This is a genomic window from Psychrobacter sp. LV10R520-6 (genome assembly GCF_900182925.1).
Taxonomy (GTDB): domain Bacteria; phylum Pseudomonadota; class Gammaproteobacteria; order Pseudomonadales; family Moraxellaceae; genus Psychrobacter.
Genome location: NZ_LT900024.1, coordinates 277,845 through 299,799, shown reverse-complemented (window position 1 = coordinate 299,799; position 21,955 = coordinate 277,845). Strand labels below are relative to the sequence as shown.

The following is a 21,955-nucleotide window of genomic DNA, read 5'->3' as shown; positions in this document are numbered from 1 at the left end:
AGTGGATAAATATCGCACAATCAGCCTTGCCGCTTCGGTGGGGTTTTTTGCTTTTGAGCGCCGCTTTTGGTTATAGTAGTCTCACAACATTTCGCGCTACTTTTAAACGGCTATCTAATAAATAATAATGTTATAAACAACAACCAGATGAAAATATAATAAGGAACCATTATGACTTACACCTTCAATCGCCAATTTCCCGAAACTCGCCTGCGCCGTCTACGTTATAACGACAATGTACGGGCGATGATTCGTGAAGTTGAGCTACACCCTAAGCATTTCATTGCGCCAGTATTCGTCCTAGAAGGTAACAATCAGCGTGAGGCTATCGCTAGTATGCCAGGCGTTGAGCGCTTATCAATCGATCTGCTTATTAAGTATGCTAAAGAGTTATTAGCAGAAGGTGTCACCACGATTGATATTTTCCCAGTCATTGATAACCGCTTAAAAACGGCCGATGGTCATGCCGCTTATGATGAAAATGGCTTGAGCGCGCGCGCGGTAAAAGCAGTCAAAGATGCCGTACCAGAAATCGTAGTGATGACTGACGTGGCTTTAGACCCTTATACCTCACATGGTCAAGATGGTCTGCTCGATGACGAAGGTTATGTGGTCAACGACGAGACCGTTGAAGTGTTAGTCAAGCAAGTACTGGTACATGCCCGCGCTGGTGCAGACATTATCTCCCCTAGCGATATGATGGATGGCCGCATTAAAGCCATGCGTGATGCTTTGGAAGCAGAAGGTTTTTTCAATACGGCTATTATGGCTTATTCTGCCAAATATGCCTCCGCTTATTATGGTCCATTCCGTGACGCAGTCGGCAGTGCTGGTAATCTAAAAGGCGGCCATAAAAAGCAATACCAGATGGACTTTGGTAATCGCGCAGAAGCTTTGCATGAAGTGGCAATGGATATCAATGAGGGCGCTGATATGGTGATGATTAAACCGGGTCAGCCTTATTTAGATCTGGTTCGTGAAGTGAAAAATACCTTTGGCGTACCGACCTTTGCTTATCAAGTATCTGGCGAATATGCTATGCATATGGCCGCGATTCAAAACGGCTGGTTGAGTGATGCTGTTATTTTAGAATCGCTGATTGGCTTCCGCCGCGCTGGCGCCGATGGTATCTTGACTTATTTTGCGTTAGAGGCGGCACGTCAGTTAAACAATGCTTAGTATTAATATATTTATTTAAAACGTTACTTTTTCGCGTCATCTGGTCTAAGCCAGCTGGCGCGATTTTATTTTTACTCTTCTCTTATTCTTAGTTCCTTCTTAACAACACTAACCATCCGCCATCTACTGCCAAAACTTACGATTTTTGCTTTATAATAGCCTACCTAATTTTAAACGTGTGTTTACGCCACCCTCCACATTTTATTGCCTTTATTCTGTCGCCTGCCCAACCATTTTTCTAGGGCTTTAATTAGTTAATTCCGCGACTACCCTCTTTTTTGCTTTTGAACCATTTGTCCCAAAGGTCTTGCTATGAGTCAACTTAATCCCAAACAACAAGAAGCCATGCTCTACGTATCCGGTCCGCTACTGGTATTAGCAGGCGCAGGCTCTGGCAAAACCTCGGTTATCACCCGTAAGATTGCCTATCTTATACAAGAGTGCAACATGCCAGCGGAACGTATTACGGCGGTGACTTTTACCAATAAAGCGGCGCGCGAGATGAAAGCTCGAGTCAGTAAATTAATGCCCAGTGATAAGACCCGCGGCCTGACCGTATCGACCTTTCACCAATTTGGCTTACAGTTTTTGCGTTATGAGTTGATACATACGCCACTAAAAGGCAACTTTTCCATCATGGATGGCGAGGACAGCAAGCGCTTATTGATGGAGCTAATGATGCGCGACAATTTAAGTGGCGCTGAGAGTCGCGAGCTGGTGGGTAAAGCGATGAAATTTATCTCTGACTGGAAAAATGATCTGATTGACCCGGATAAAGCGATGGAGACCTTAGACGATCCTGAAGATATGATCTTTGCAACTTTATATGCGCTCTATGAGCGTAATTTACGCGCTTATAATGCCGTTGATTTCGATGACTTGATTGTATTACCGACTAAAATACTACGTGACAATACCCAGCTGCGGGATAAGTGGCAGAACCGTATTCGCTACCTATTGGTCGATGAATATCAAGATACCAATACTGCTCAGTATGAGATGATTAAGTATTTAGTCGGGCCACAAGGACGCTTTACCGTAGTGGGTGATGATGACCAATCCATTTATGCCTGGCGTGGGGCAAAGCCTGAAAACATGGCACTGCTAAAAGAAGATTTTCCCAAATTAAAAATCGTTATGCTGGAACAAAACTATCGCTCGACCAGTCGTATCTTGACCGCGGCCAACGCGGTTATTACCAACAATGAGCATTTATTTGAAAAGAAACTTTGGTCAGATAAAGGTCATGGCGAAAAAATCCGTATTATCAATTGCCGTAATGATGACGATGAATCTGAACGCGTTGCTAAAGAGATAGTCACCCATAAGCTACGTTTTGGTAATGAGTGGGAAGATTATGCCGTACTCTATCGCAGTAACTTTCAAGCACGAATGTTAGAGGCACAATTACGCCAATTACAAGTCCCTTATAAGATATCTGGCGGTCAGTCATTTTTTGCGCGCAGTGAAATTAAAGATATTATGGGCTACCTACGTCTAATTCTAAATCCAGAAGATGACAGTGCTTTTTTACGGATTATTAATACACCCAAGCGTGGTATGGGACCTGCGACATTAGAGAAGCTCGGTCTATTTTCGCAAGAGCATAGTATCTCGTTACTGGCCTCTTGTACCCATGCTGGCCTCAGCCATGTATTACCGACCAAAGCCTATAGTACCCTAAAAGAGTTTGGCGACTTTATTGAACATTATACCCGCGACCTTGATCAGCATCCTGACCCTGTCCCAATCGTGCGGCAGATGATTGATGAAACCGGTTACGTCGATGTGGTGCGCTCAGAGGCAAAAACCCCGCAGCAAGAAAAAAACCGTCTAGATAATATTGAAGTGCTGTATACCAGTATTCAATCACTCATCAACCGTGCAGAAAACGATGAAGATCGTACTATTGATACCATCATCCGCAAGCTAGTATTACTCGACATGCTGGAGCAACAGCAAGAAGACGAAAACACCAATAAGGTCAATCTAATGACCTTGCATGCGGCAAAAGGCTTGGAATTTAATTACGTTTATATTATGGGTTTAGAAGAAGAGATGCTGCCGCACCGTAACTCTATTATCAGTGAAACGGTAGAAGAAGAACGCCGCTTAATGTATGTTGGCATTACCCGCGCTCGTCGTGAGCTGACCTTAACCTTAGCCACGCAGCGCCGTGCAGGGGGACAGATGCGTGTTACTTCAGAGTCTAGATTTTTAGAGGAGCTACCTGAAGACCATATCGACTGGCCAGCCAAAGCTAAAAAGAAAAAAGCCACTAAAGATCCAGAAGCCGTTGCTGATGAATACTTAGCCAATATTCGAGCGTTATTAGGTAATCGCTAGTATTTATACTAAGGTCTAAATGAATAACATCAGGTTACTATTCATTTATTTTTTAGCTTTAACTCATTTTGTGTCTTTTCAACACTTTTGGAATGCTTATGCCCGCCGCTACGCCTAGCCCTGAACACCCGCCCAAGCTACAGGGAAACTATAATTCTTTAGAGTATAGCGCTGAATATAAACTGCTATATTTACAGGATTTGGTTGCGGATGAGGCCTATACAGCCATTACTGAGTTTTTGGCGAAGCAGTCTGAATATGAAATTGCCAACCTACTCGAGTCGTTTCCAACCCAAGATAGACTGCTGATTTGGGCGCAAGTTCCAGAACAGCTCAAAGGTGAAGTACTCGCTGAACTAGAATTTGATACGCGTCAGCCGTTAATGGAGAATATCTCCTCAAAAGAAATCTCATTATTTACCCAAGATCTTGATGCGCAGGACATCTCAGAGATTTTGGAGACCGTTACCGATACTGTCCGTACCTCAGTAATGGCGACCTTGGATGAAGATATACGGATTCAGGTCAATAAGCTCGATACTTATGCCGATTGGGAAGTGGGTAGCTATATGGATCCTGATATCATTCAAGTACAAGATGATATCTCTCTGGCACAAGTGCAGCAATGGCTACGCGATAATGAAGATCTGCTGGATGACCAAAGCCAAGAACTACTGATAGTCGATCAAAGCCAGCAACTGCTCGGGCTACTCAGTCTCGTTGATTTGATCAAGCACGAGCAAAGCTCATTGGTTTCCAGCTTCATTGATACCGCTGTCACTATCAATGATCGCTTAGATATCCAAGATGCGGCAGCTATCTTTCGTTCAGAAGATATTCGTTTTGCTCCGGTGATTAACAGTCATGGTGAGCTGGTTGGACAGTTAAATGGCGAAGACATCATGGAAATCATCCAAGACGATGTCGACAGCACCATGAAAAACTTGGCTGGTGTCAGTCAAGATGAAGAGCTGTTTGCGCCTATTCTCACTAGTGCCAAAAGTCGTAGTATTTGGCTGGGTATTAATTTATGTACCGCGCTACTAGCAGCAGCGGTCATTGGTCAGTTCGAGGCGGTACTCGCAAAAGTAGTGGCGCTAGCGATACTAATGCCAGTAGTGGCAAGTATGGGCGGTATTGCCGGCTCCCAGACACTTACCATAGTTATCCGTGGTATGGCAATGGGTCAAATTGGTGGTTCTAACCGCTGGTGGTTGTTTAATAAAGAGCTGTGGGTTGGCGCAATAAACGGTATCATTTGGGCGATAATCATGGCGATTATTGCCCAAATGTGGTTTCAGGATGTTAGAATTAGCGCTGTGATTGGCTGTGCGATTGCTATTAACATGACAGCAGCGAATGTATCGGGGATCACTATTCCCATAGTATTAAAAAATATGGATATTGATCCGGCATTATCAGCTTCAGTTATTTTGACCACAGTAACCGATATCGTCGGCTTTATGTCGTTCCTAGGACTGGCGAGTGTGTTATTACTTTAGGTCCAAATCTCAATATAAATTTAGAAATCGTAGCATTGTGGTTGTCGCTATTTATTAAAACGTATGTATTAAAAATTATCTAGCCAAAGCTATTCATAAAACCCTATTTACAGAAACAGTCAAACTATTAAGTGAGTGTGTTATGCAAGCGGTACAAGTCAAAGTCCTAAACCCTAAAATCACTCAAGATAAAGCATTCTCTCTACCTACCCGCGCCACCGATGGATCGGCAGGTATCGACTTACGTGCTTGTATTGATGAGCCTTTGACGATTAAGGCAGGCTCAACGCATTTGATCGGTACCGGTTTGGCCGTTTACATCCAAAATCCTAATTATGCTGGTATGATTTTGCCGCGCTCAGGACTCGGTCACAAGCATGGTATTGTATTGGGTAATTTGGTCGGACTGATTGATGCGGACTATCAAGGTGAGCTAATGGTTAGTATTTGGAACCGCAGTAGTGAAGATTTTATCCTCAATCCAGCAGAGCGTATGGCGCAGTATATTGTTGTACCAGTCGCCCGTCCTGAGTTCGAAGTCGTGACTGACTTTAGCGATGAAAGCGCACGCGGTGCAGGCGGTTTTGGTCATTCAGGTCGCCAATAGCAATCGCTAGTTTGTATGTTTAATAGTGCCCGAACATTCATTTCCACAAATAACGACCATAAGGAGAGTAAAGCGATGCCGTTTTTTGCCGCCCAGCAATCCTTATTTCGTGCTTATGATATTCGCGGTGACGAGCAGTACTTTACCCCTATTTTTGTGCAGGCTTTGGGCAAGGCTTTTGTTCGACTTTATCAACGCTATCATTCCGCTAAGAGTGTGAAATCTAGATCTAATAATGAGCTGACGCCTCATACCAAACCCAAAGCGACTACCGTTATTATCGGCTATGATGTTCGCTACGGTAGCGATAGCATCGCCCAAACGCTGGCCACTATACTACAGCAGCAAGGTCTACAAGTTATCAACTTGGGACTGATCACCACACCGATGATGGCATTTTGGACTGAGCAATATGATGGTCACGGTATGATGGTGACCGCCAGTCATTCTGCGAAAGGTATCTTAGGTATCAAATGGTTGGTTGGCAATGCTTCTCCTAGTGCCGAAGATATTCAGGCGCTTTACCAAGACTCAATACCGTCTAATTCTACTCAAAATAGCGATAACAATAGTAACGGTAAAACCATCGCTGCTATCCAAAATATTGATGCTCAGTCGAACCCTGTACTGTCTGTTATAGGCTTGCCTACTGACACCGTAGCAGCGCCTTATATTCAAGCTATTGTAGAAGTGTTTACCACCATTTATCCGCCTCAAAACCTGTCTGCTACAAATAGATGGGCTGTCAAAAAGCTTGATCTAACGATCGTTATTGATTGTATGCATGGTGCCACCAGTAGAATCGCTTTACCCTTATTCAGCCAATTTTGCCAGCACGTTATTGTTATCAACGATACGCCTGATGGTAGTTTCCCTATGGGCAACCCTGATCCGACTGAGCCCAATCGATTAGCAGAGCTACAACAAACGGTTATTATCAATGCCGCCGATATTGGTCTGGCGTTCGATGGTGATGGCGATAGGCTCATGATTGTTGATAATAGCGGTAAAGTCGTCATGCCTGATCATTTGCTGTATTTATTGGCGCAAGTGGCCATCACTGAGCGTCCAAAAACATGGGATGCTGATACTACATCGACACCGCAAGTGCTGTTTGATATCAAGTGCTCACATCATCTACCTATTTTGTTAAGCAATCTGGGTGCTACCCCTATTATTAGTAAAACGGGCAGTAGCCTGATGCGTCAGCAGCTGCAATCTTGTGAAAACCGTATTATATTTGCTGGTGAATTATCCGGCCATTTTATCTTTAACGATGGTTATTTTACGCCTTATGATGATGCCATGTACGCTGGACTACGCTTACTGCATTGGTTGGTATATACGGCGGCGCCTAGTGATACATTGCCACCTGCTGTCGATTTGTGGGGCGAACGAATTGACACGCTAGTCCCTCATAGATTAACTGATATTACTAGACAATTACCAACGCTGGTCAGTACTGCGGATCACTATTTACCGCTACCAGATACGCCACCGACAGACTGCTCAGTAGTACAACAATTAGCCACATTTTGTCATTATTTACAGCACTTAGTTGAGCTATCGATAGCTTCTAGCGCCTCTGATAATAGGCTTGCCACGTCCTGTACTCCGTCGCTATGTACTTGCTCTGCTAGCAGACAACATATGACGTTAGTACAGGCAAAGCAGTTATTACCGCTAGGAACAAGATTGACCTGTATTGATGGGGTGCGGTTGGATTTTGCTCGTGGTTTTGGGATATTGCGCCAATCAAATACCAGCCATAATCTCACTGTGCGTTTTGCCGGTGACAGTGCCGCTGATCTCAAAGACGTACAAATGCGCTTTGTGACTTTATGTCGCCTATTTGATAATAATTTGGCTGAGCAAATTATGGCGCTTTACCCCGAATAGCTTTGGTTATAGTCGACTTAAAATAAAAGAAAGTCATTTATAGCAAAGTGCTACTACAATAATGACCAGCAATCAATGGCGGAAAGCCGATACTGATTTAAAACGAATATCTCCATAACAATAATGTCAGACACAAAATTTTTACTATCAACGTATATATGTGTGTTGAACGTAATTTTTAAAACCGTATTTTAGGAGTTTACGATGTCGCTTAATTTTGATGATGCCAAAATTACCGCTGAAGTATTAACCACGGCGCTCCCTTATATTCAACGCTTTGTAGATAAGCTAATTGTGGTCAAATATGGCGGTAATGCCATGACCGATCCGGAGCTTGAAAGTTCCTTTGCCCGCGATATTGTATTGTTAAAAACGGTTGGCATGCATCCCGTAGTCGTACATGGTGGCGGTCCGCAAGTTGATAATCTGCTAAAAGAGCTTGGTCGCCAGTCTGAACGTATTGATGGTATGCGTGTGACCGACAAAAGCACCATGGATATCGTGGAGATGGTACTGGGCGGTAGTGTCAATAAATCTATCGTCAGCTTAATTAATAAGCATGGTGGCAGCGCCATTGGTTTGACCGGCAAAGATGCTAACTTGATTACTGCCAAAAAATTGATGATGGAGAAAATCGGAGCAGACGGTATCGCTGTCCCTGTAGATTTGGGGTTTGTCGGTGATGTGGTCAGCGTCAATAAAGACGTGATTAATATGCTTATTGCCTCCAATTTCATTCCCGTCATTGCGCCGCTTGGAGTCGATAGCGAAGGCAATACTTATAATATCAATGCCGACTTAGTCGCGGGTAAAGTTGCTGAGTTTTTGCAAGCTGAAAAGCTCATGCTATTGACCAATATTAAAGGGGTATTAGGACGCGATGGTCAAGTGGTTACTGGCTTGACTCCGAAAAAGGTAGACGCCTTAATTGCAGATGGTATTATTTCAGGCGGTATGATTCCAAAGATCCAATGTGCTCTGAATGCGGTACGTAGTGGCGTGAAAAGCGCGGTTATTGTCGATGGTCGCGTCCCGCATGCTACCTTGTTGGAGATTTTTACTAATGAAGGGGTTGGTACGCTCATCAGTCGTGATTTAGGTACGTCAGGCTAGGAATAGATGATGGCATTGTGGCTGTGGTGTCTGACTTTTGCCTTTCATAGCTTATACTGCTGGTGGATTATCGGTTATGGCGGCGCAAAATGGGTAGAAGGCTGGAAGTCGTTCTTTTTAATTGATTGGATTGCGCTAGATTGGAACGCAGAGCAAATCCGCATGTATGTATTGATTATTTGGCTGGCCAGTCTGGTTTATTTCATATTAGGAATTATTAAGCCCGGGCTTAGACTTTTCTAAAATCGGACTTAATTAAATCAATTGGTAATACCGTTCGGCGTTATTAATAAGCGCAGAACTCTACCGAGCTGTGGCTACTGTTGCCATACACTTTCATATAATGATTGCCTTTACGCTGGGTAAAAAAATAATTTTCGTTCTCATAGCTATCACCATCTAAGAAACAGCACTTTTATAAAAGATTTGCTTCATAGTCTGCTTCATCAAAGCCACATAACAATACTGACCGAGCTTGGTTTTTACTCTCGATCTGGCCTTCTACAATAGGACGTTTAAGCATGCTGGTATTGGCCAGTAATAATTCAATTGCTGTAGTTTCATTAGCATCAGCTGCGGCCTTTTGCTCGTCGCTCAGTTTACGCCACGTGGTTCCACGTTTATTTAGTACTTTATCTATGCCTAAAATATTTACCCAGCGCTGAACGCTTTCCTTATCAATACCTTGTTTTTTATAGTCATGGAAGTTATAGATTACCGCCAGTTCATCAAGCTTGGTAAATGCCTTTTTCATCGTGCCACATGATTTGATGCCGTAAATGGTAATGGTCATATTGTCTCCAAGTTTTCTTTATTTAAATTTTTAATATAAATTATCGTTTGTTTACATACCAGTCTAGCATTTTAGCAGTTAAAAATATCGTAGACCTAGCATACGATTGCCTTATCATAGCGTCGCAATTTTCACCAAATTACGCTATGCTATGGCATTATAAAATCTTACCCTTTTATCTGTGTTAACCAATTAGAGCCGACAATGAGTAACTCGCAAACTGCCCCAAATAATAACCAAGCAGAAAATACAAACGATATTAGTGTCAATGTCTATCAGCCGCAGATTATTGAAGCGCAGCAGCAAGCCAAATGGGCGACAGACAAACGCTTTGAAGTCGATAACGAGCCAAGCGATAAGCCGAGCCGCTACATGCTGTCGATGTTTCCTTATCCAAGCGGTAAGCTACACATGGGGCATGTCCGTAACTATACAATTTCTGACGTATTGAGTCGTTATTACCGTTTAAAAGGCTATGAAGTCATGCAGCCAATGGGCTGGGATGCGTTTGGCTTGCCAGCTGAAAACGCCGCTATTGCCAACCAAACGCCGCCTGCCGAATGGACGTTTGCCAATATTGATAACATGCGCGCGCAGCTTAAGTTACTCGGATTATCCATTGACTGGTCACGCGAGTTTGCGACTTGTAACCCTGAGTATTATCAGTGGGAGCAGTGGTTGTTTTTACAGTTATACAAAAAAGGCTTGGTCTATAAAAAGCTTGCTACCGTCAATTGGGATCCAGTCGATAATACCGTACTGGCCAACGAGCAAGTTATCGATGGCAAAGGCTGGCGTAGTGGCGCTGCAGTCGAAAAGCGTGACATTCCGATGTATTACTTTAATATCACCGATTATGCCGACGAGCTGCTCGATGATTTAGATCAGTTAGAGGGCCACTGGCCGTCTGAAGTATTGACCATGCAGCGCAACTGGATTGGTCGCAGTGCCGGTATGGAAGTGCATTTCCCTTATAATCTTGCTGGCGAAGACAATACCTTAGACGTGTTTACCACCCGTCCCGATACTTTGATGGGCGTCACGTACGTCGCTGTTGCTGCTGAGCATCCTTTGGCTCAGTATGCGGCTGAGCACAGTGAAATCATTGCAGAATTTTGTGCGCTATGTAAAAAAGGCTCAGTTGCTGAAGCGGATCTTGCTAAAGCTGAAAAAATTGGCATGGATACTGGTCTGACGGTTACTCATCCACTAACAGGCGATAAAGTACCCGTCTGGGTCGCCAACTATGTGCTAATGAGCTATGGCTCAGGTGCGGTCATGGCAGTACCTGCTCATGATGAGCGTGATTATGAATTTGCGATCAAATATAACTTACCTATTAAGCAAGTTATTGACATTCCTGAAGGTTACTTTGACGATGTAAATGCTGACGCTGCTTCTGATGATACTGATAGCAACCGTGCCTACACCGAGCGTAATACCTTAGTCAACTCGGGTGAGTTTGACGGTATGAACTTTGAGCAGGCCTTCGAGGCTATGCTAGTCAAACTTGCGCCACAAGAACTTGCCAATAAAAAAATCCAATACCGCTTACGTGATTGGGGCGTATCGCGCCAGCGTTATTGGGGTTGTCCGATCCCTATGGTTAACTGTGAGCATTGCGGTACGGTTCCCGTTGAAGAGCAAGATTTGCCAGTAGTGTTGCCTACTGATGTCGTTCCTGATGGTCGCGGTAACCCTCTTAAGAACATCCCAGAATTTGTGAATACCAGCTGCCCTAAATGTGGTAATCCTGCTGAGCGCGAGACTGATACTTTTGATACTTTTGTCGAGTCAAGTTGGTATTATTCGCGTTTTGCCAGTCCGCATGATACGCAAAGTATGGTAAACAAGTCTGCTGCTAACAAATGGCTACCAGTCGATCAATATGTCGGCGGTGTTGAGCACGCGGTTATGCATTTACTTTATGCGCGGTTCTTCCATAAGCTAATGCGTGATGAAAACTTGGTATCAGGCGATGAGCCATTTGCCAATCTGATGACCCAAGGCATGGTCTTGGCGGGTACGTTCTACCGTGTTAATACCGATGGTAGTACCACGTATTACTTCACCCAAGATGTTGATATTGACTATAACGAGCGTGGACAACCGATTAAAGCCATATTAAAAACAGACGGACAGCCAGTCACCATTGGCAAAATCGAAAAAATGTCTAAGTCTAAAAATAACGGTATCGATCCACAAACCACCATAGATCAATATGGTGCCGATACTGTTCGTCTGTACACTTTATTTACCGCCCCTGCCGATCAAACCCTTGAATGGTCAGATGATGCGCTAAAAGGTCCTTATAACTTCGTTAAAAAAGTTTGGCGAGTTGCCACTGAGCATATGCAGGCCCTAACGGTAGCGAACTTAAACCTTGATACGTTAAACAGTACGGCCTTGAATACCGACGGCTTGACCAAAGCGGCCAAAGACCTACGCCGTAAGACTCATGAAACGATTGCTAAAATTGATGGTGACCTTGGTGATCGTTTGGCGCTAAACACCCCAGTATCAAGTCTAATGGAGCTTGCTAACGAGCTGAGTAGTTTTGACGCCAGTAGCGAGCAAGACTTTCAAGTACAGCATGAAGCGCTTATTGATTTGCTCATTATGCTATCAGTATACGCGCCGCACGTCGGTGAGCATCTACTTGAACAGCTAGGGCTTGAGACTAAGACCCTGAACTACCCTACTGTTGATGCCAGCGCCTTGGTGCAAGATACCATCACTATGGTAGTACAGATCAATGGTAAAATGCGTGGCAAGATGGATGTGGCGCCAAATACTGATCCTGAGCAACTTAAAGCACAAGCACGCGCTATCGATAGTGTGGCCAAGTTCATCACTGGTGAGATTAAAAAAGAGATCGTCGTGCCCAATAAGTTGGTCAATATTGTAGTGGCAGGCTAGGTCTTTTTAAACTTAGTTTTCGAGCCTTTTTTATTGAGAATAAGGATAGCGATTATGTCGTACAAGCACCGAACTGCGCAGTTACCCCCATTTGCGCAAAAATATCGTGTAGAAAAAAGTCATGCAAAAAAAATAGCCACGGTGCTACTGACAACCTTGCCAATATTTGCGGTGCTTGGTGCAACAACGGCTCTTACAGGATGCGGCTTTCAGCTACGCGGTTATGATACACCAATGCGTTTTGATATCGCCAAGACTGCCATCATCCTTGAGGATAATCGCACCTCATTTCCATTAAAGCTACCGTTAACAAGGCGTTTAGAGGCATTGGGTGTCAATGTGGTCGACAGTATGGCGCTGATAGAAAACACAAGTGACAATACCGCAGATAATAAAAATGCTGATAAAATTGCCACTATTACCGTCAATAATGTACGCTTTAAGCGCTATGAGTTGGTTGGCGTCCTAACAGAGATTCGACTGGTATTGTCAGCAGATGTCAATTATCAAACCATGCAAAATGGTCAACCAGTGACTCTGACTAATGCCATCCAAGTTGAGCGTAGCTATCAATATAACGAAGCATCAGTCAGTACTGGCGACCAACAAGGCAACCAAATTCGTGACTGGCTCTATGACAGCTTAGCGCGCCGTATTACCGATCAATATGTCGCGATTGGTCTGCCAAAAGTGGCTCCTGCCAGCGCTAATAAGTTATCGCAATCTAGTAGGGGTTCAGCAGCAATGCCTTCTACGACGACCATTATCGCACCCCCCTCTTAATTTCTATCGTACTTTCCTTCACTCAATAAACTGATGGCTCAAAACCTTATGCAAGAGTCCTTTATACAAGCCTATCCCAAGCTATTGCAACCTTCAGTTGCGGTAGCGGGCTTGTGGCTGGCGCATGGTGATGAGCCGCTATTGCATCAGTGGCTTATTGATGCGTTGCGTCCGCATTGGCGCGCGCAAAACTATGCCAGGAAGCGTATCGAGCTGGTCTCCGTTAAGAGCTGGCAAGAAGTGTTATCAGAGCTCAGTAGCCAATCCTTATTTGATGATGCCAGTGCTTTGATTGTGACAGGCAATCATAAGCCAGATAAAGCTGTCATCGCTGAGCTTGAACGCTTTGCAGTGGACGCACAAACTGGCGCACATAGCCACAGCTTATTATGGCTGACACCCAAGCAAGATCGCCGCGCCCAAAGCAGCAAATGGTTTGCTCCTTTTGCTCAATACGGTAACATTATTGATTGCAACTTATACAACGAGCAACAACGCCAACAACTGTTACAGATACAAGCGCAACAGTTCGGACTAAGGCTATCACAAGAAGCTTGGCAGCTTTTGATGTCACATACTGAGCATCATCTGTTAAGTGCCTATCAGACTTTATGGCGTTTGTCTTATCTGTTTGCTCCACAGCTGGCAGATAATAATAAGCAGTTAGCCGCAAATATTCCTGAAGCCAATGATAAGAGCAGCACTTCTATCAATACTTCTGCAAACGTAGCGCTGGATATCACTGATTTACAAGCGGCATTGGTCAGTGATGCGCAGTTTAGCGTGTTTGATTTATCCGATGCCATGTTAGCGGGTAATAGTGCCCAAGTCGCAAAAATTATATTTCAGCTCAAAGCCACAGATGAGCCAACCACCTTAGTGCTATGGGCAATCAGTAAAGACATGCGCCACATCATGGCTTTACTTGATGGTCAAGACCCGCAAGCATTAGGTATTTGGCGTAGCAAACAAGGGTTGTACCAACAAGCTTCTCGCCGGCAATCAAAAGCACAAACGGCCGAGTGGCCCACGTTAATCTATCGCTGTGACCAAGCGATTAAAGGTGTCGTGCGTCAACCCGCATGGGAGTTGTTATTGCAAGCAGCGTTGGAATTATCGGGACAGCGGTTGTTTGCAGCTTAATAAGTGAACACTGTCGTCCTCTTAACCCTTCACATGAGTCACTTTTTACTACTATGATCAAAGATTTACTCCTGCCTTAGGGTGTTCCCTTAACCTTTCGCAAACTAATTACCATTCCCTTTTGCACATCAAGCCTTTACTATACTTACACTCGATTTAATTGTGATTGGACTGTCGTCATGCGTAAAATTAGCAAAAATCCTGCTATTAAATGGGGCGTTATTGCCTTAATAATCATAGCGTTAGTAGCTTTAGCCTACAACATCTTCAAACCAAAAGAAACCCAACCCAACTATCTCACTGCGATTACTGAGATTGGCGATATCGAAAATAACGTCATGGCTTCTGGTAAAGTCAAAGCACTCAATACCGTCGACGTTGGGGCGCAAGTGTCTGGTGAAGTCAAACGGCTATTCGTTGAAGTGGGTGACGAGGTACAACAAGGCGACCTTATCGCACAAATTGACCAAGTCACGCAAAAGAATAACCTGAGTAATGAGCAAGCCAGCCTTGAGCAAAGTGAAGCCGCACTTCAAAGCGCAAGAGCCGAAACCTTAAGTAAGGAGGCAGGCCTGAAAAGTGCTTATGCTGACCTTGCCAGTCGTCAGTCGGAGTTAAAACAAGCCCAGTCTGACTTTGCACGTTTGCAGTCTTTGGTCGCCATCGATGCCATCTCGCAGCAAGAGTACGATACCCAAGCGACGGCTATTGATACTGCTAAAGCCGCGGTTGCCAATTCCTATGCCGCCATCGATACCGCCAAAGCCGCAATTGCTACCACGCAAGCGAATATTAATAGCCAACGGGCTGCGCTACGCAAATCACAAACTAACGTCAACACCGCGCAAGAAGACCTCAGCTACACTACCATTCGCGCCCCCATAACAGGCACTGTAGTATCCATTACTACTGAGCAGGGCACGACCGTCAACGCCAACCAAACTGCCCCAACGATTGTTACTTTAGCCGACTTATCAACGGTACGTATTAACGCGCAAATCTCTGAAGCTGATGTCATCAATGTACAGGCAGGAATGCCAGTATATTTCAATATCATCGGTAATCCTGATCAAAAGTACGATGCCATACTTAAGGCCATTGAACCGGCACCTGAGATTATCAGCGATACCAGCTCAACCGATTCTGCTATCTATTATGTCGGCTACATTGAAGTGCCCAATACCGAGCGCCGCTTTCGTATTGATATGACCGCGCAAGTTTATATTGTCATTGATCAAGCCAAAGACGCCTTACTGATTCCTTCCGCCGCCTTGCAACCTGCGGGTAAGCTTAAAAAAACCAATAGTAGCGACAATCCTACTGCTCAGAACGACAGCGCTAACAATAGCGACTCTAGCAATAGCAGCTCTAGTAGTAACAATTCAAACACCACAATAGCCAAAGTACGCATTCTCAAAGCCGATGGACAAGTCGTTGACCAACGGGTAAAAGTGGGGATAAATAACCGCGTTAATGCGCAAATTTTAAGTGGATTAAGTGTGGGTGACGAAGTTATTTTGAGCGAAGAAGGATTAGAAAAATCCAGTAAAGGTGGTGGACCGTTCTAATGGTCAGTATTCAGCATGTGACGAAAAAGACTAGCTTTTGACATTGATTTATAGAAGCAATATTGATATAGGCAGCATGGCAGATGAGCATCCAAGACCCTACTACAAACGCCGCGATGGAGATTCCCTTGATGCAAGTCAAGGGAGTGATTAAAGAATTCAAGGCCGGCGAGCAAATTATTCGCGTGCTGCATGATATCAATCTGACCATTAACCAAGGCGAAATGGTCGCCATTATTGGACAGTCAGGTTCTGGCAAGTCTACCTTGATGAACATTCTAGGTTGTTTGGACCAAGCAAGCGCTGGCGACTATCAAATTTTTGGGCAGTCAGTCAGTCGCTTAGAGGCTGATGAGCTGGCAAAACTACGCCGTGAGCATTTTGGCTTTATTTTTCAGCGGTATCATTTACTCGGTGACATCAATGCTCGAGACAACGTCGCAGTACCTGCAGTATATGCAGGTATGGACGGCCAAGCGCGCAGTCAGCGTGCCGAGCAGTTACTGACGGACTTAGGACTGGCAGATAAGGTCGGCAACCGTCCCAGTCAGCTGTCTGGTGGGCAGCAGCAACGGGTCTCTATTGCGCGAGCGCTAATGAATGGCGGTGATATTATTTTAGCGGATGAGCCAACCGGCGCGCTGGATAGTAAGTCCGGCGACGATGTGATGCAAATATTGCAAGACTTAAACGCTCGAGGTCACACTATTATCATGGTTACTCATGATCCCAATCTGGCGGCTCAAGCTGAGCGAGTGATTGAGCTCAAAGATGGTTATGTTATCGCTGATTATAAAACTGAACATTATCAACAGACACAAGCTCAGCCTGAACCTATTTTAGACAAAAACCGCAAGAGTGCCTTTAGTAGCTTTATTGACCGTTTATTTGAAGCGTTCAAGATGTCATTACTGGCCATGCGCGCTCATAAAATGCGTACTCTATTAACCATGTTAGGCATTATTATTGGTATTGCCTCGGTCGTATCAGTAGTTGGTTTAGGTAAAGGCTCACAAGCGCAAATCTTAACCAATATCAGCTCACTTGGTACCAATACCATCACCATCTCTGACGGCTATCCGTATGGCGATCCAAGGCGCAGTTATGGGGATGACAACCTAACCCCGCAAGACGCACAAGCTGTCGCTGATCAGCCGTATGTTGTTAGTGTTAGCCCGCAGCTCGATAGCAATACCAACGTACGCTATCGTAATATACAAGAGGCCACCAGTGTCAGCGGGGTCGGTAAAGACTATCTCAATGTCAGTGGTGAAACCTTGATTCAAGGTCAAGGCTTCGATGAGCAAAGTATCTTACGCCGTACCCAAGATATTATTATTGATAACAATGCCAAGCAAACCTTTTTCCCTGATAATGCCAATCCCATCGGTGAAGTACTCTTGATAGGTAGCGTACCAGGGCGAGTGATTGGCGTATTGGCACCCAACGACAGCGGTTTTGGTAGAGGCAGTCTGGACTCTCCGACCCTGTATATGCCCTACACCACTATGATGTCACGGCTTATAGGTAGTGCTTATATCGAAAGCTTCGTGGCACTCATTGATGATAATATTTCATCCTCTGCCGCAGAGTCTGCCATCTCTGAGCTAATGATAAGTCGTCACGGTACGGATGACTTTCGAATACGCAACTCAGACTCTATTCGCCAAACTATCGAATCTACCACTGCTGCCCTAACCTTGCTGATTTCATCTATTGCCATTATCTCCTTAGTTGTTGGCGGTATTGGCGTTATGAATATCATGCTAGTCTCAGTCACTGAACGCACCAATGAAATTGGAGTGCGAATGGCTGTTGGTGCTCGTCAAAGCGATATCATGCAACAGTTCTTGATTGAAGCCGTACTGGTCTGTATTTTGGGTGGTCTACTTGGTATCGGGTTAGCGTTTGCCATCGGTGAGCTGATTAACCGTGTTGGCGGTGATAGCTTTAAAGTTATCTACTCCCCAACATCTATCATTGCCGCTTTTGTCTGCTCGACGCTTATCGGTATTATTTTTGGTTTCTTACCTGCCCGCAATGCGGCAAAACTTGATCCTGTAGAAGCCCTTTCTAGAGATTGAATCCATATTTACTAAAACCTTGATAACGGTTTAAAGAATTTAAAAGACAACCTCTGGGCAATATTTTGTGAAAATGTTTACTTTATGGCGTCAATTGCACTTTTTTTAGGCTACGGGGTTGTAATTATCACAGTAATATATATAATGTGCTCTCACGTTTAGGGATACAAAATTTCTAAACAGTGAAACAAGATTAATGTCTATTTTTTTTAAACTATAAGTTTGTAGAATTTACGAAAATATAAATTCTCTTGCGCTCGGACAGAGATATCTGTTTAATTGCATTGTTTTAACAAAATCCTATTTAAAGGATTTTGACTTGCTAATAACAAGATACATCAATTATTAGCATAGTTTTTAGAAAATATTGTCAAAAAGATTTTCTCTTGCAGAGCTAAAAAAGCAGCGCTTTTTTTATACGCTCTTCAGGGCCGTTAGCTCAGTTGGTAGAGCAGTTGACTTTTAATCAATTGGTCCCGCGTTCGAATCGCGGACGGCCCACCATATTTCAGTTAGACCTTATTATGCATTTTGCCCTATTCGGCTTTGGCTTAATAAGTTAAGTTCTACAGAATTTACGACAATGTAAATTCAAAATTGATGTCTTACAGATATCAAGCTTTAATAAATTTCCCTTTAAGGAAATTTAACTTGCGAAGCTAAAAAAGCAGTGCTTTTTTTATCCGCTCTTCAGGGCCGTTAGCTCAGTTGGTAGAGCAGTTGACTTTTAATCAATTGGTCCCGCGTTCGAATCGCGGACGGCCCACCATATTCTAGAGCCCAGTCATTATATATAATGACTGGGCTTTTTTTTTGCTTAATATTTCTTAAAGACTCTTTTACCCTATAAAGTGTCAATAATATATCGTGAGTCAAACATAAGAAAGATGACGGAATACTAAAAGATGATGACAGCTGGCTTAGTAAAGCAACTGCCTTCATTCGTTCAATCTAAAACTGTAATAGGTTTACCCAGTCAATGGATAATAATCCTGGCACAGTAAAACCAGGTGTCAGCTATAGATTAGTACGGTTGATACGGTAACGATTTTACTGTCAATCGACTATATTAGGCCAGCCTTATAGACTTAAATTACTTTTTCTTAGATTGCCTCTTCGAATAAGAATCAAAATTTTGTCGCCATAACAATTTATGACGAATGGTATCTTTTACCGTACGCCGATGCTTAGGAGCTTGAGCAATTAGCATATCGAAAGTCGCCGCATCAATCGTGAGGCTACGTCCATGCGCCATCATCACGCTTGATGGGTTCAGATCTTTAATCTTTTGTAGAGAACGAATATAGGTTTTAGGATCATAAATTGGAAACGGAGCAACGAACTTATGCCGCAGCTTAATAATCAAGTCCGCAGTATAAACTTGATGGCTTGGTAAATGAAAAAGGGATAAGTCTCGATCGGTGTGCCCTGGGGTTTCTAATACTTGCCAGTCATCAAACTCAGGAATGAGATCACCGTCTTGAACCGTAGTGTCAGGATGGAGATGCGCCGAATACCATAGTTTTTTGAACGGACGACCTTGACGCTTAGCCACATAATGAGCCAAGCCAATATCGACCAAGTGCATCGCCTGACCCCCAATACTGTTATACCACTGTTTTGATTTATCTGCGGATACAATACGGCAGCCTGTTGCCTTTCTAAGCTTGTTCGCTCCGCCCGCATGATCGGGATGCATATGTGTGACTATTACTACTTTTAGATCACTAACGGGCCGCTGTAAGGTCGTTTGGATGTAATCCAGCACTATCTTCACATCAGGACGACAACAGCCATCCAGTAGTAAGATTTTGTTAGGATACACCGCCAGATAAGTACTTTGAATGTACCCCTCTAAACGTACGATCTCACATAAACTCATTACTCTTCCTTATACTATTATCACTCATTTACTATTATCACTCATTATTATTGTTAGAATCCATCGTTCTTCATTTGTCGAATCATGTTGTCTCTAGTATAACGTCGATAGTATCACTATAAGTTATTTTGAGTGAACGCTTGTGTCCATATTTTAATTATGTCGCTTATAACTTTTATGCTTTACGTGACTATTTTTATAGCGATAGGGTTACGAACAGTTACCTAAAATATAACCAATTCTAATCATTTATATCTATAATAAGTAAATTAAAAAACAATAAAGAGATAGGGTTATGGGAAAACTGGTTAGTATTGGGGAGGCGGCCAAGCATTTTGGGGTTGCTCAATCGACATTAAGACGTTGGGATGAAGATGGTACGTTAGTCGCCAAAAGAACCGAAAATGGTCACAGACGTTATGATTTAAATGAAGTAAGACCACACCCTTTAAATACACCACCAAAATTAGACCGAAAAACCATTGCTTATGCTCGTGTTTCAAGTCGTGACCAAAAAGATGACTTGCAGTGCCAAGCGCAGGTTTTGGAACTTTATTGTGCCAAACAAGGTTGGCGTTTCGAGACAATCACCGATTTTGGTAGTGGTATGAACTATAAGAAGAAAGGCTTAAAAACCCTGCTTGACGACATTCTTGACAACAAAGTCGAGCGACTGGTAATCACCCACAAAGACAGACTTTTACGCTTTGGTGCTGAATTGGTGTTTATGCTATGTGAGGCGCGTGATGTTAAGGTGGTCATTATCAATCAAGGCGAGGAACTTAGTTTTGAGCAAGAATTAGCCCAAGATGTATTAGAGATTATCACTGTATTTTCAGCGAGGCTCTACGGTTCTCGCAGCAAGAAAAATCAAAAACTAATAGAGGCGGTTAAACAAGTATTATGATCCGTGGTCATATCATCGAACTCAAACCAAACAACGTACAGGCGAACCATTTTGCCCGTGCTTGCGGTGTGGCGCGGAAAGCTTACAACTGGGCCTTGCATGAGTGGCAACGTCAATATAGAGAGGACAAGGCCTACCGTGACGCCTGTTTATTGGCTGGTATTGAGATTGATTCCAAAAATCTAAACAGACCCTCACAAGCCAAGCTCAGACGCGAATTGAACGCCATTAAACGTGAGCTATTCCCGTGGATGACGGAAGTGACAAAATGTGCCCCGCAAGCCGCAATCATGCAACTGGGCGATGCTTATAACAACTTTTTTAAAGGGCTGGCTGAATACCCCGTCACGCGCAAGCGTGGTAAAGACGATAGATTCAGTCTCTCTAACGACCAATTTGCCATTAAAGGTAAATCCATTCGCATCCCTAATTTAGGCTGGGTGCGCATGAAAGAGGCTTTACGGTTTGACGGTAAAATAATGGCGGCCACCATCTCTAAGCGCGGCGGGAAATGGTTTGTCAGCGTTGCAGTTGATTTAGACCACAGGGTTAAAAAGATTATCAAGACAGGTAAAAGCGTTGGTATCGACCTTGGTATTACCGATTTATTAGTTTTATCAGACGGCACCAAAATTAAAGCACCTAAGCCCTTAGCTAAATATTTAAGCAAATTAAGAACACTCAATAAAAACCTGAGTCGCACTAAAAAAGGCAGTAAAAACAGAGAAAAGGCGAAAACCAAGCTCTCTCGTTTGCATTATAAGATCAGAGGTATCAGGCAGGATTCGTTGCACAAAATAACCTCTAGCTTGGTCAGAGAGTTTGATGTGATTGCGATTGAAAGTCTTAATGTCAAAGGCATGGTTAAAAATAGAAAGCTGTCACGCGCCATTAGTGATTTGGGTTTCTTTGAATTTAAGCGTCAGCTTATCTATAAAGCCAATGAGCAAGGCAAGGTTGTGAAGTCAGTCGGTCGTTTTTACCCAAGCTCAAAGACTTGCTCAAACTGCAGTCACATCCTTGGCAAAGATGAATTAACACTAAAGATGCGCGAATGGACGTGTCCTGAGTGTCAGTCCAAACATGACCGCGATCTCAACGCCAGTATCAATATTTTAAATAACGCGACTGTTATTTTAACAGTCGCATAACCCCGCTCATTGGTCGGTGAGTTCCATCGCCAATTAAAAAAGTCTGTGGAGTCGTAGTCAGTCTAAGTCTCAAACGAGA

General features: G+C 43.7%; 16 protein-coding genes and 2 tRNA genes. 16 read left to right on the top strand and 2 right to left on the bottom strand.

The annotated features are described in order from the left end of the window. The first annotated feature begins 171 nt into the window (after positions 1–171). From hemB to U1P77_RS01320, 7 genes are all read left to right on the top strand, one after another. Entirely contained in the window at positions 172–1,179 is a 1,008-nt protein-coding gene (gene hemB / locus U1P77_RS01350; protein ID WP_321155649.1) for a porphobilinogen synthase, read from the top strand. A gap of 312 nt (positions 1,180–1,491) precedes the next feature. Continuing rightward, on the top strand, positions 1,492–3,525 hold the full coding sequence (locus U1P77_RS01345; protein ID WP_321155648.1) for a UvrD-helicase domain-containing protein: 2,034 nt from the start codon (positions 1,492–1,494) through the stop codon (positions 3,523–3,525). A gap of 98 nt (positions 3,526–3,623) precedes the next feature. After that, a complete protein-coding gene (mgtE, locus tag U1P77_RS01340) occupies positions 3,624–5,027 on the top strand; it encodes a magnesium transporter (protein ID WP_321155647.1) in 1,404 nt (467 codons plus the stop codon). 142 nt (positions 5,028–5,169) lie between these two features. Beyond that, positions 5,170–5,634, top strand: coding sequence for a dUTP diphosphatase (dut, locus tag U1P77_RS01335; protein WP_321155646.1), 465 nt, complete (start codon positions 5,170–5,172; stop codon positions 5,632–5,634). Between the two features lie 75 nt (positions 5,635–5,709). Further along, entirely contained in the window at positions 5,710–7,533 is a 1,824-nt protein-coding gene (locus U1P77_RS01330) for a phosphohexomutase domain-containing protein (protein WP_321155645.1), read from the top strand. 204 nt (positions 7,534–7,737) lie between these two features. Next, positions 7,738–8,646 (top strand): acetylglutamate kinase, encoded by a 909-nt coding sequence (argB, locus tag U1P77_RS01325; RefSeq protein WP_321155644.1) that lies wholly within the window; start codon positions 7,738–7,740, stop codon positions 8,644–8,646. Positions 8,647–8,655: 9 nt separating this feature from the next. Then, positions 8,656–8,889, top strand: coding sequence for a hypothetical protein (locus U1P77_RS01320; RefSeq protein ID WP_321155643.1), 234 nt, complete (start codon positions 8,656–8,658; stop codon positions 8,887–8,889). A 172-nt stretch (positions 8,890–9,061) separates the two neighbouring features. Here the strand turns inward: U1P77_RS01320 and U1P77_RS01315 are convergent, their stop codons facing one another. Continuing rightward, a complete protein-coding gene (locus tag U1P77_RS01315) occupies positions 9,062–9,439 on the bottom strand; it encodes a Spx/MgsR family RNA polymerase-binding regulatory protein (RefSeq protein WP_321155642.1) in 378 nt (125 codons plus the stop codon). Between the two features lie 204 nt (positions 9,440–9,643). On the opposite strand from U1P77_RS01315, the gene leuS reads away from it, so the two are divergent. From leuS to U1P77_RS01280, 7 genes are all read left to right on the top strand, one after another. Beyond that, the gene (gene leuS, locus U1P77_RS01310; protein ID WP_321155641.1) at positions 9,644–12,358 is read left to right on the top strand and encodes a leucine--tRNA ligase; all 2,715 of its coding nucleotides are present in this window, start codon (positions 9,644–9,646) and stop codon (positions 12,356–12,358) included. A gap of 54 nt (positions 12,359–12,412) precedes the next feature. Then, entirely contained in the window at positions 12,413–13,141 is a 729-nt protein-coding gene (locus U1P77_RS01305; RefSeq protein WP_321155640.1) for an LPS-assembly lipoprotein LptE, read from the top strand. A 48-nt stretch (positions 13,142–13,189) separates the two neighbouring features. Beyond that, positions 13,190–14,284 carry a DNA polymerase III subunit delta gene (locus U1P77_RS01300; RefSeq protein WP_321155639.1) on the top strand — a complete coding sequence of 365 codons (1,095 nt, stop codon included), beginning with the start codon at positions 13,190–13,192 and terminating at the stop codon, positions 14,282–14,284. Between the two features lie 179 nt (positions 14,285–14,463). Then, complete coding sequence (locus tag U1P77_RS01295) at positions 14,464–15,852, top strand: permuted SH3 domain-containing protein (protein ID WP_321155638.1); 1,389 nt, start codon at positions 14,464–14,466, stop codon at positions 15,850–15,852. A gap of 83 nt (positions 15,853–15,935) precedes the next feature. Beyond that, the gene (locus U1P77_RS01290; RefSeq protein WP_321155637.1) at positions 15,936–17,936 is read left to right on the top strand and encodes a MacB family efflux pump subunit; all 2,001 of its coding nucleotides are present in this window, start codon (positions 15,936–15,938) and stop codon (positions 17,934–17,936) included. A 428-nt stretch (positions 17,937–18,364) separates the two neighbouring features. After that, positions 18,365–18,440, top strand: a tRNA-Lys gene (locus tag U1P77_RS01285). Between the two features lie 189 nt (positions 18,441–18,629). Further along, a tRNA-Lys gene (locus tag U1P77_RS01280) sits at positions 18,630–18,705 on the top strand. Positions 18,706–19,029: 324 nt separating this feature from the next. Here the strand turns inward: U1P77_RS01280 and U1P77_RS01275 are convergent. Continuing rightward, positions 19,030–19,818, bottom strand: coding sequence for an MBL fold metallo-hydrolase (locus U1P77_RS01275; protein ID WP_321155636.1), 789 nt, complete (start codon positions 19,816–19,818; stop codon positions 19,030–19,032). A 295-nt stretch (positions 19,819–20,113) separates the two neighbouring features. Between U1P77_RS01275 and U1P77_RS01270 the strand changes: the two genes are divergently transcribed. Together U1P77_RS01270 and U1P77_RS01265 are read left to right on the top strand one after the other, a co-directional pair. Further along, positions 20,114–20,725, top strand: a complete 612-nt coding sequence (locus tag U1P77_RS01270; protein ID WP_321155562.1) for an IS607 family transposase — start codon at positions 20,114–20,116, stop codon at positions 20,723–20,725. After that, positions 20,722–21,876 (top strand): RNA-guided endonuclease InsQ/TnpB family protein, encoded by a 1,155-nt coding sequence (locus U1P77_RS01265; protein ID WP_321155635.1) that lies wholly within the window; start codon positions 20,722–20,724, stop codon positions 21,874–21,876. The genes U1P77_RS01270 and U1P77_RS01265 overlap by 4 nt, the downstream gene beginning before the upstream one ends. The last annotated feature ends 79 nt before the right edge of the window (positions 21,877–21,955 follow it).

Bases quoted from the DNA above. Each gene is read 5' to 3' on its own strand.
- U1P77_RS01290 (WP_321155637.1), top strand. From the start codon at position 15,936: ATGAGCATCCAAGACCCTACTACAAACGCCGCGATGGAGATTCCCTTG.
- U1P77_RS01315 (WP_321155642.1), bottom strand. From the start codon at position 9,439: ATGACCATTACCATTTACGGCATCAAATCATGTGGCACGATGAAAAAG.
- U1P77_RS01270 (WP_321155562.1), top strand. From the start codon at position 20,114: ATGGGAAAACTGGTTAGTATTGGGGAGGCGGCCAAGCATTTTGGGGTT.
- U1P77_RS01330 (WP_321155645.1), top strand. From the start codon at position 5,710: ATGCCGTTTTTTGCCGCCCAGCAATCCTTATTTCGTGCTTATGATATT.
- U1P77_RS01345 (WP_321155648.1), top strand. From the start codon at position 1,492: ATGAGTCAACTTAATCCCAAACAACAAGAAGCCATGCTCTACGTATCC.
- hemB (WP_321155649.1), top strand. From the start codon at position 172: ATGACTTACACCTTCAATCGCCAATTTCCCGAAACTCGCCTGCGCCGT.
- argB (WP_321155644.1), top strand. From the start codon at position 7,738: ATGTCGCTTAATTTTGATGATGCCAAAATTACCGCTGAAGTATTAACC.
- U1P77_RS01320 (WP_321155643.1), top strand. From the start codon at position 8,656: ATGGCATTGTGGCTGTGGTGTCTGACTTTTGCCTTTCATAGCTTATAC.
- U1P77_RS01275 (WP_321155636.1), bottom strand. From the start codon at position 19,818: ATGAGTTTATGTGAGATCGTACGTTTAGAGGGGTACATTCAAAGTACT.
- dut (WP_321155646.1), top strand. From the start codon at position 5,170: ATGCAAGCGGTACAAGTCAAAGTCCTAAACCCTAAAATCACTCAAGAT.
- U1P77_RS01300 (WP_321155639.1), top strand. From the start codon at position 13,190: ATGCAAGAGTCCTTTATACAAGCCTATCCCAAGCTATTGCAACCTTCA.
- U1P77_RS01305 (WP_321155640.1), top strand. From the start codon at position 12,413: ATGTCGTACAAGCACCGAACTGCGCAGTTACCCCCATTTGCGCAAAAA.
- mgtE (WP_321155647.1), top strand. From the start codon at position 3,624: ATGCCCGCCGCTACGCCTAGCCCTGAACACCCGCCCAAGCTACAGGGA.
- U1P77_RS01265 (WP_321155635.1), top strand. From the start codon at position 20,722: ATGATCCGTGGTCATATCATCGAACTCAAACCAAACAACGTACAGGCG.
- leuS (WP_321155641.1), top strand. From the start codon at position 9,644: ATGAGTAACTCGCAAACTGCCCCAAATAATAACCAAGCAGAAAATACA.
- U1P77_RS01295 (WP_321155638.1), top strand. From the start codon at position 14,464: ATGCGTAAAATTAGCAAAAATCCTGCTATTAAATGGGGCGTTATTGCC.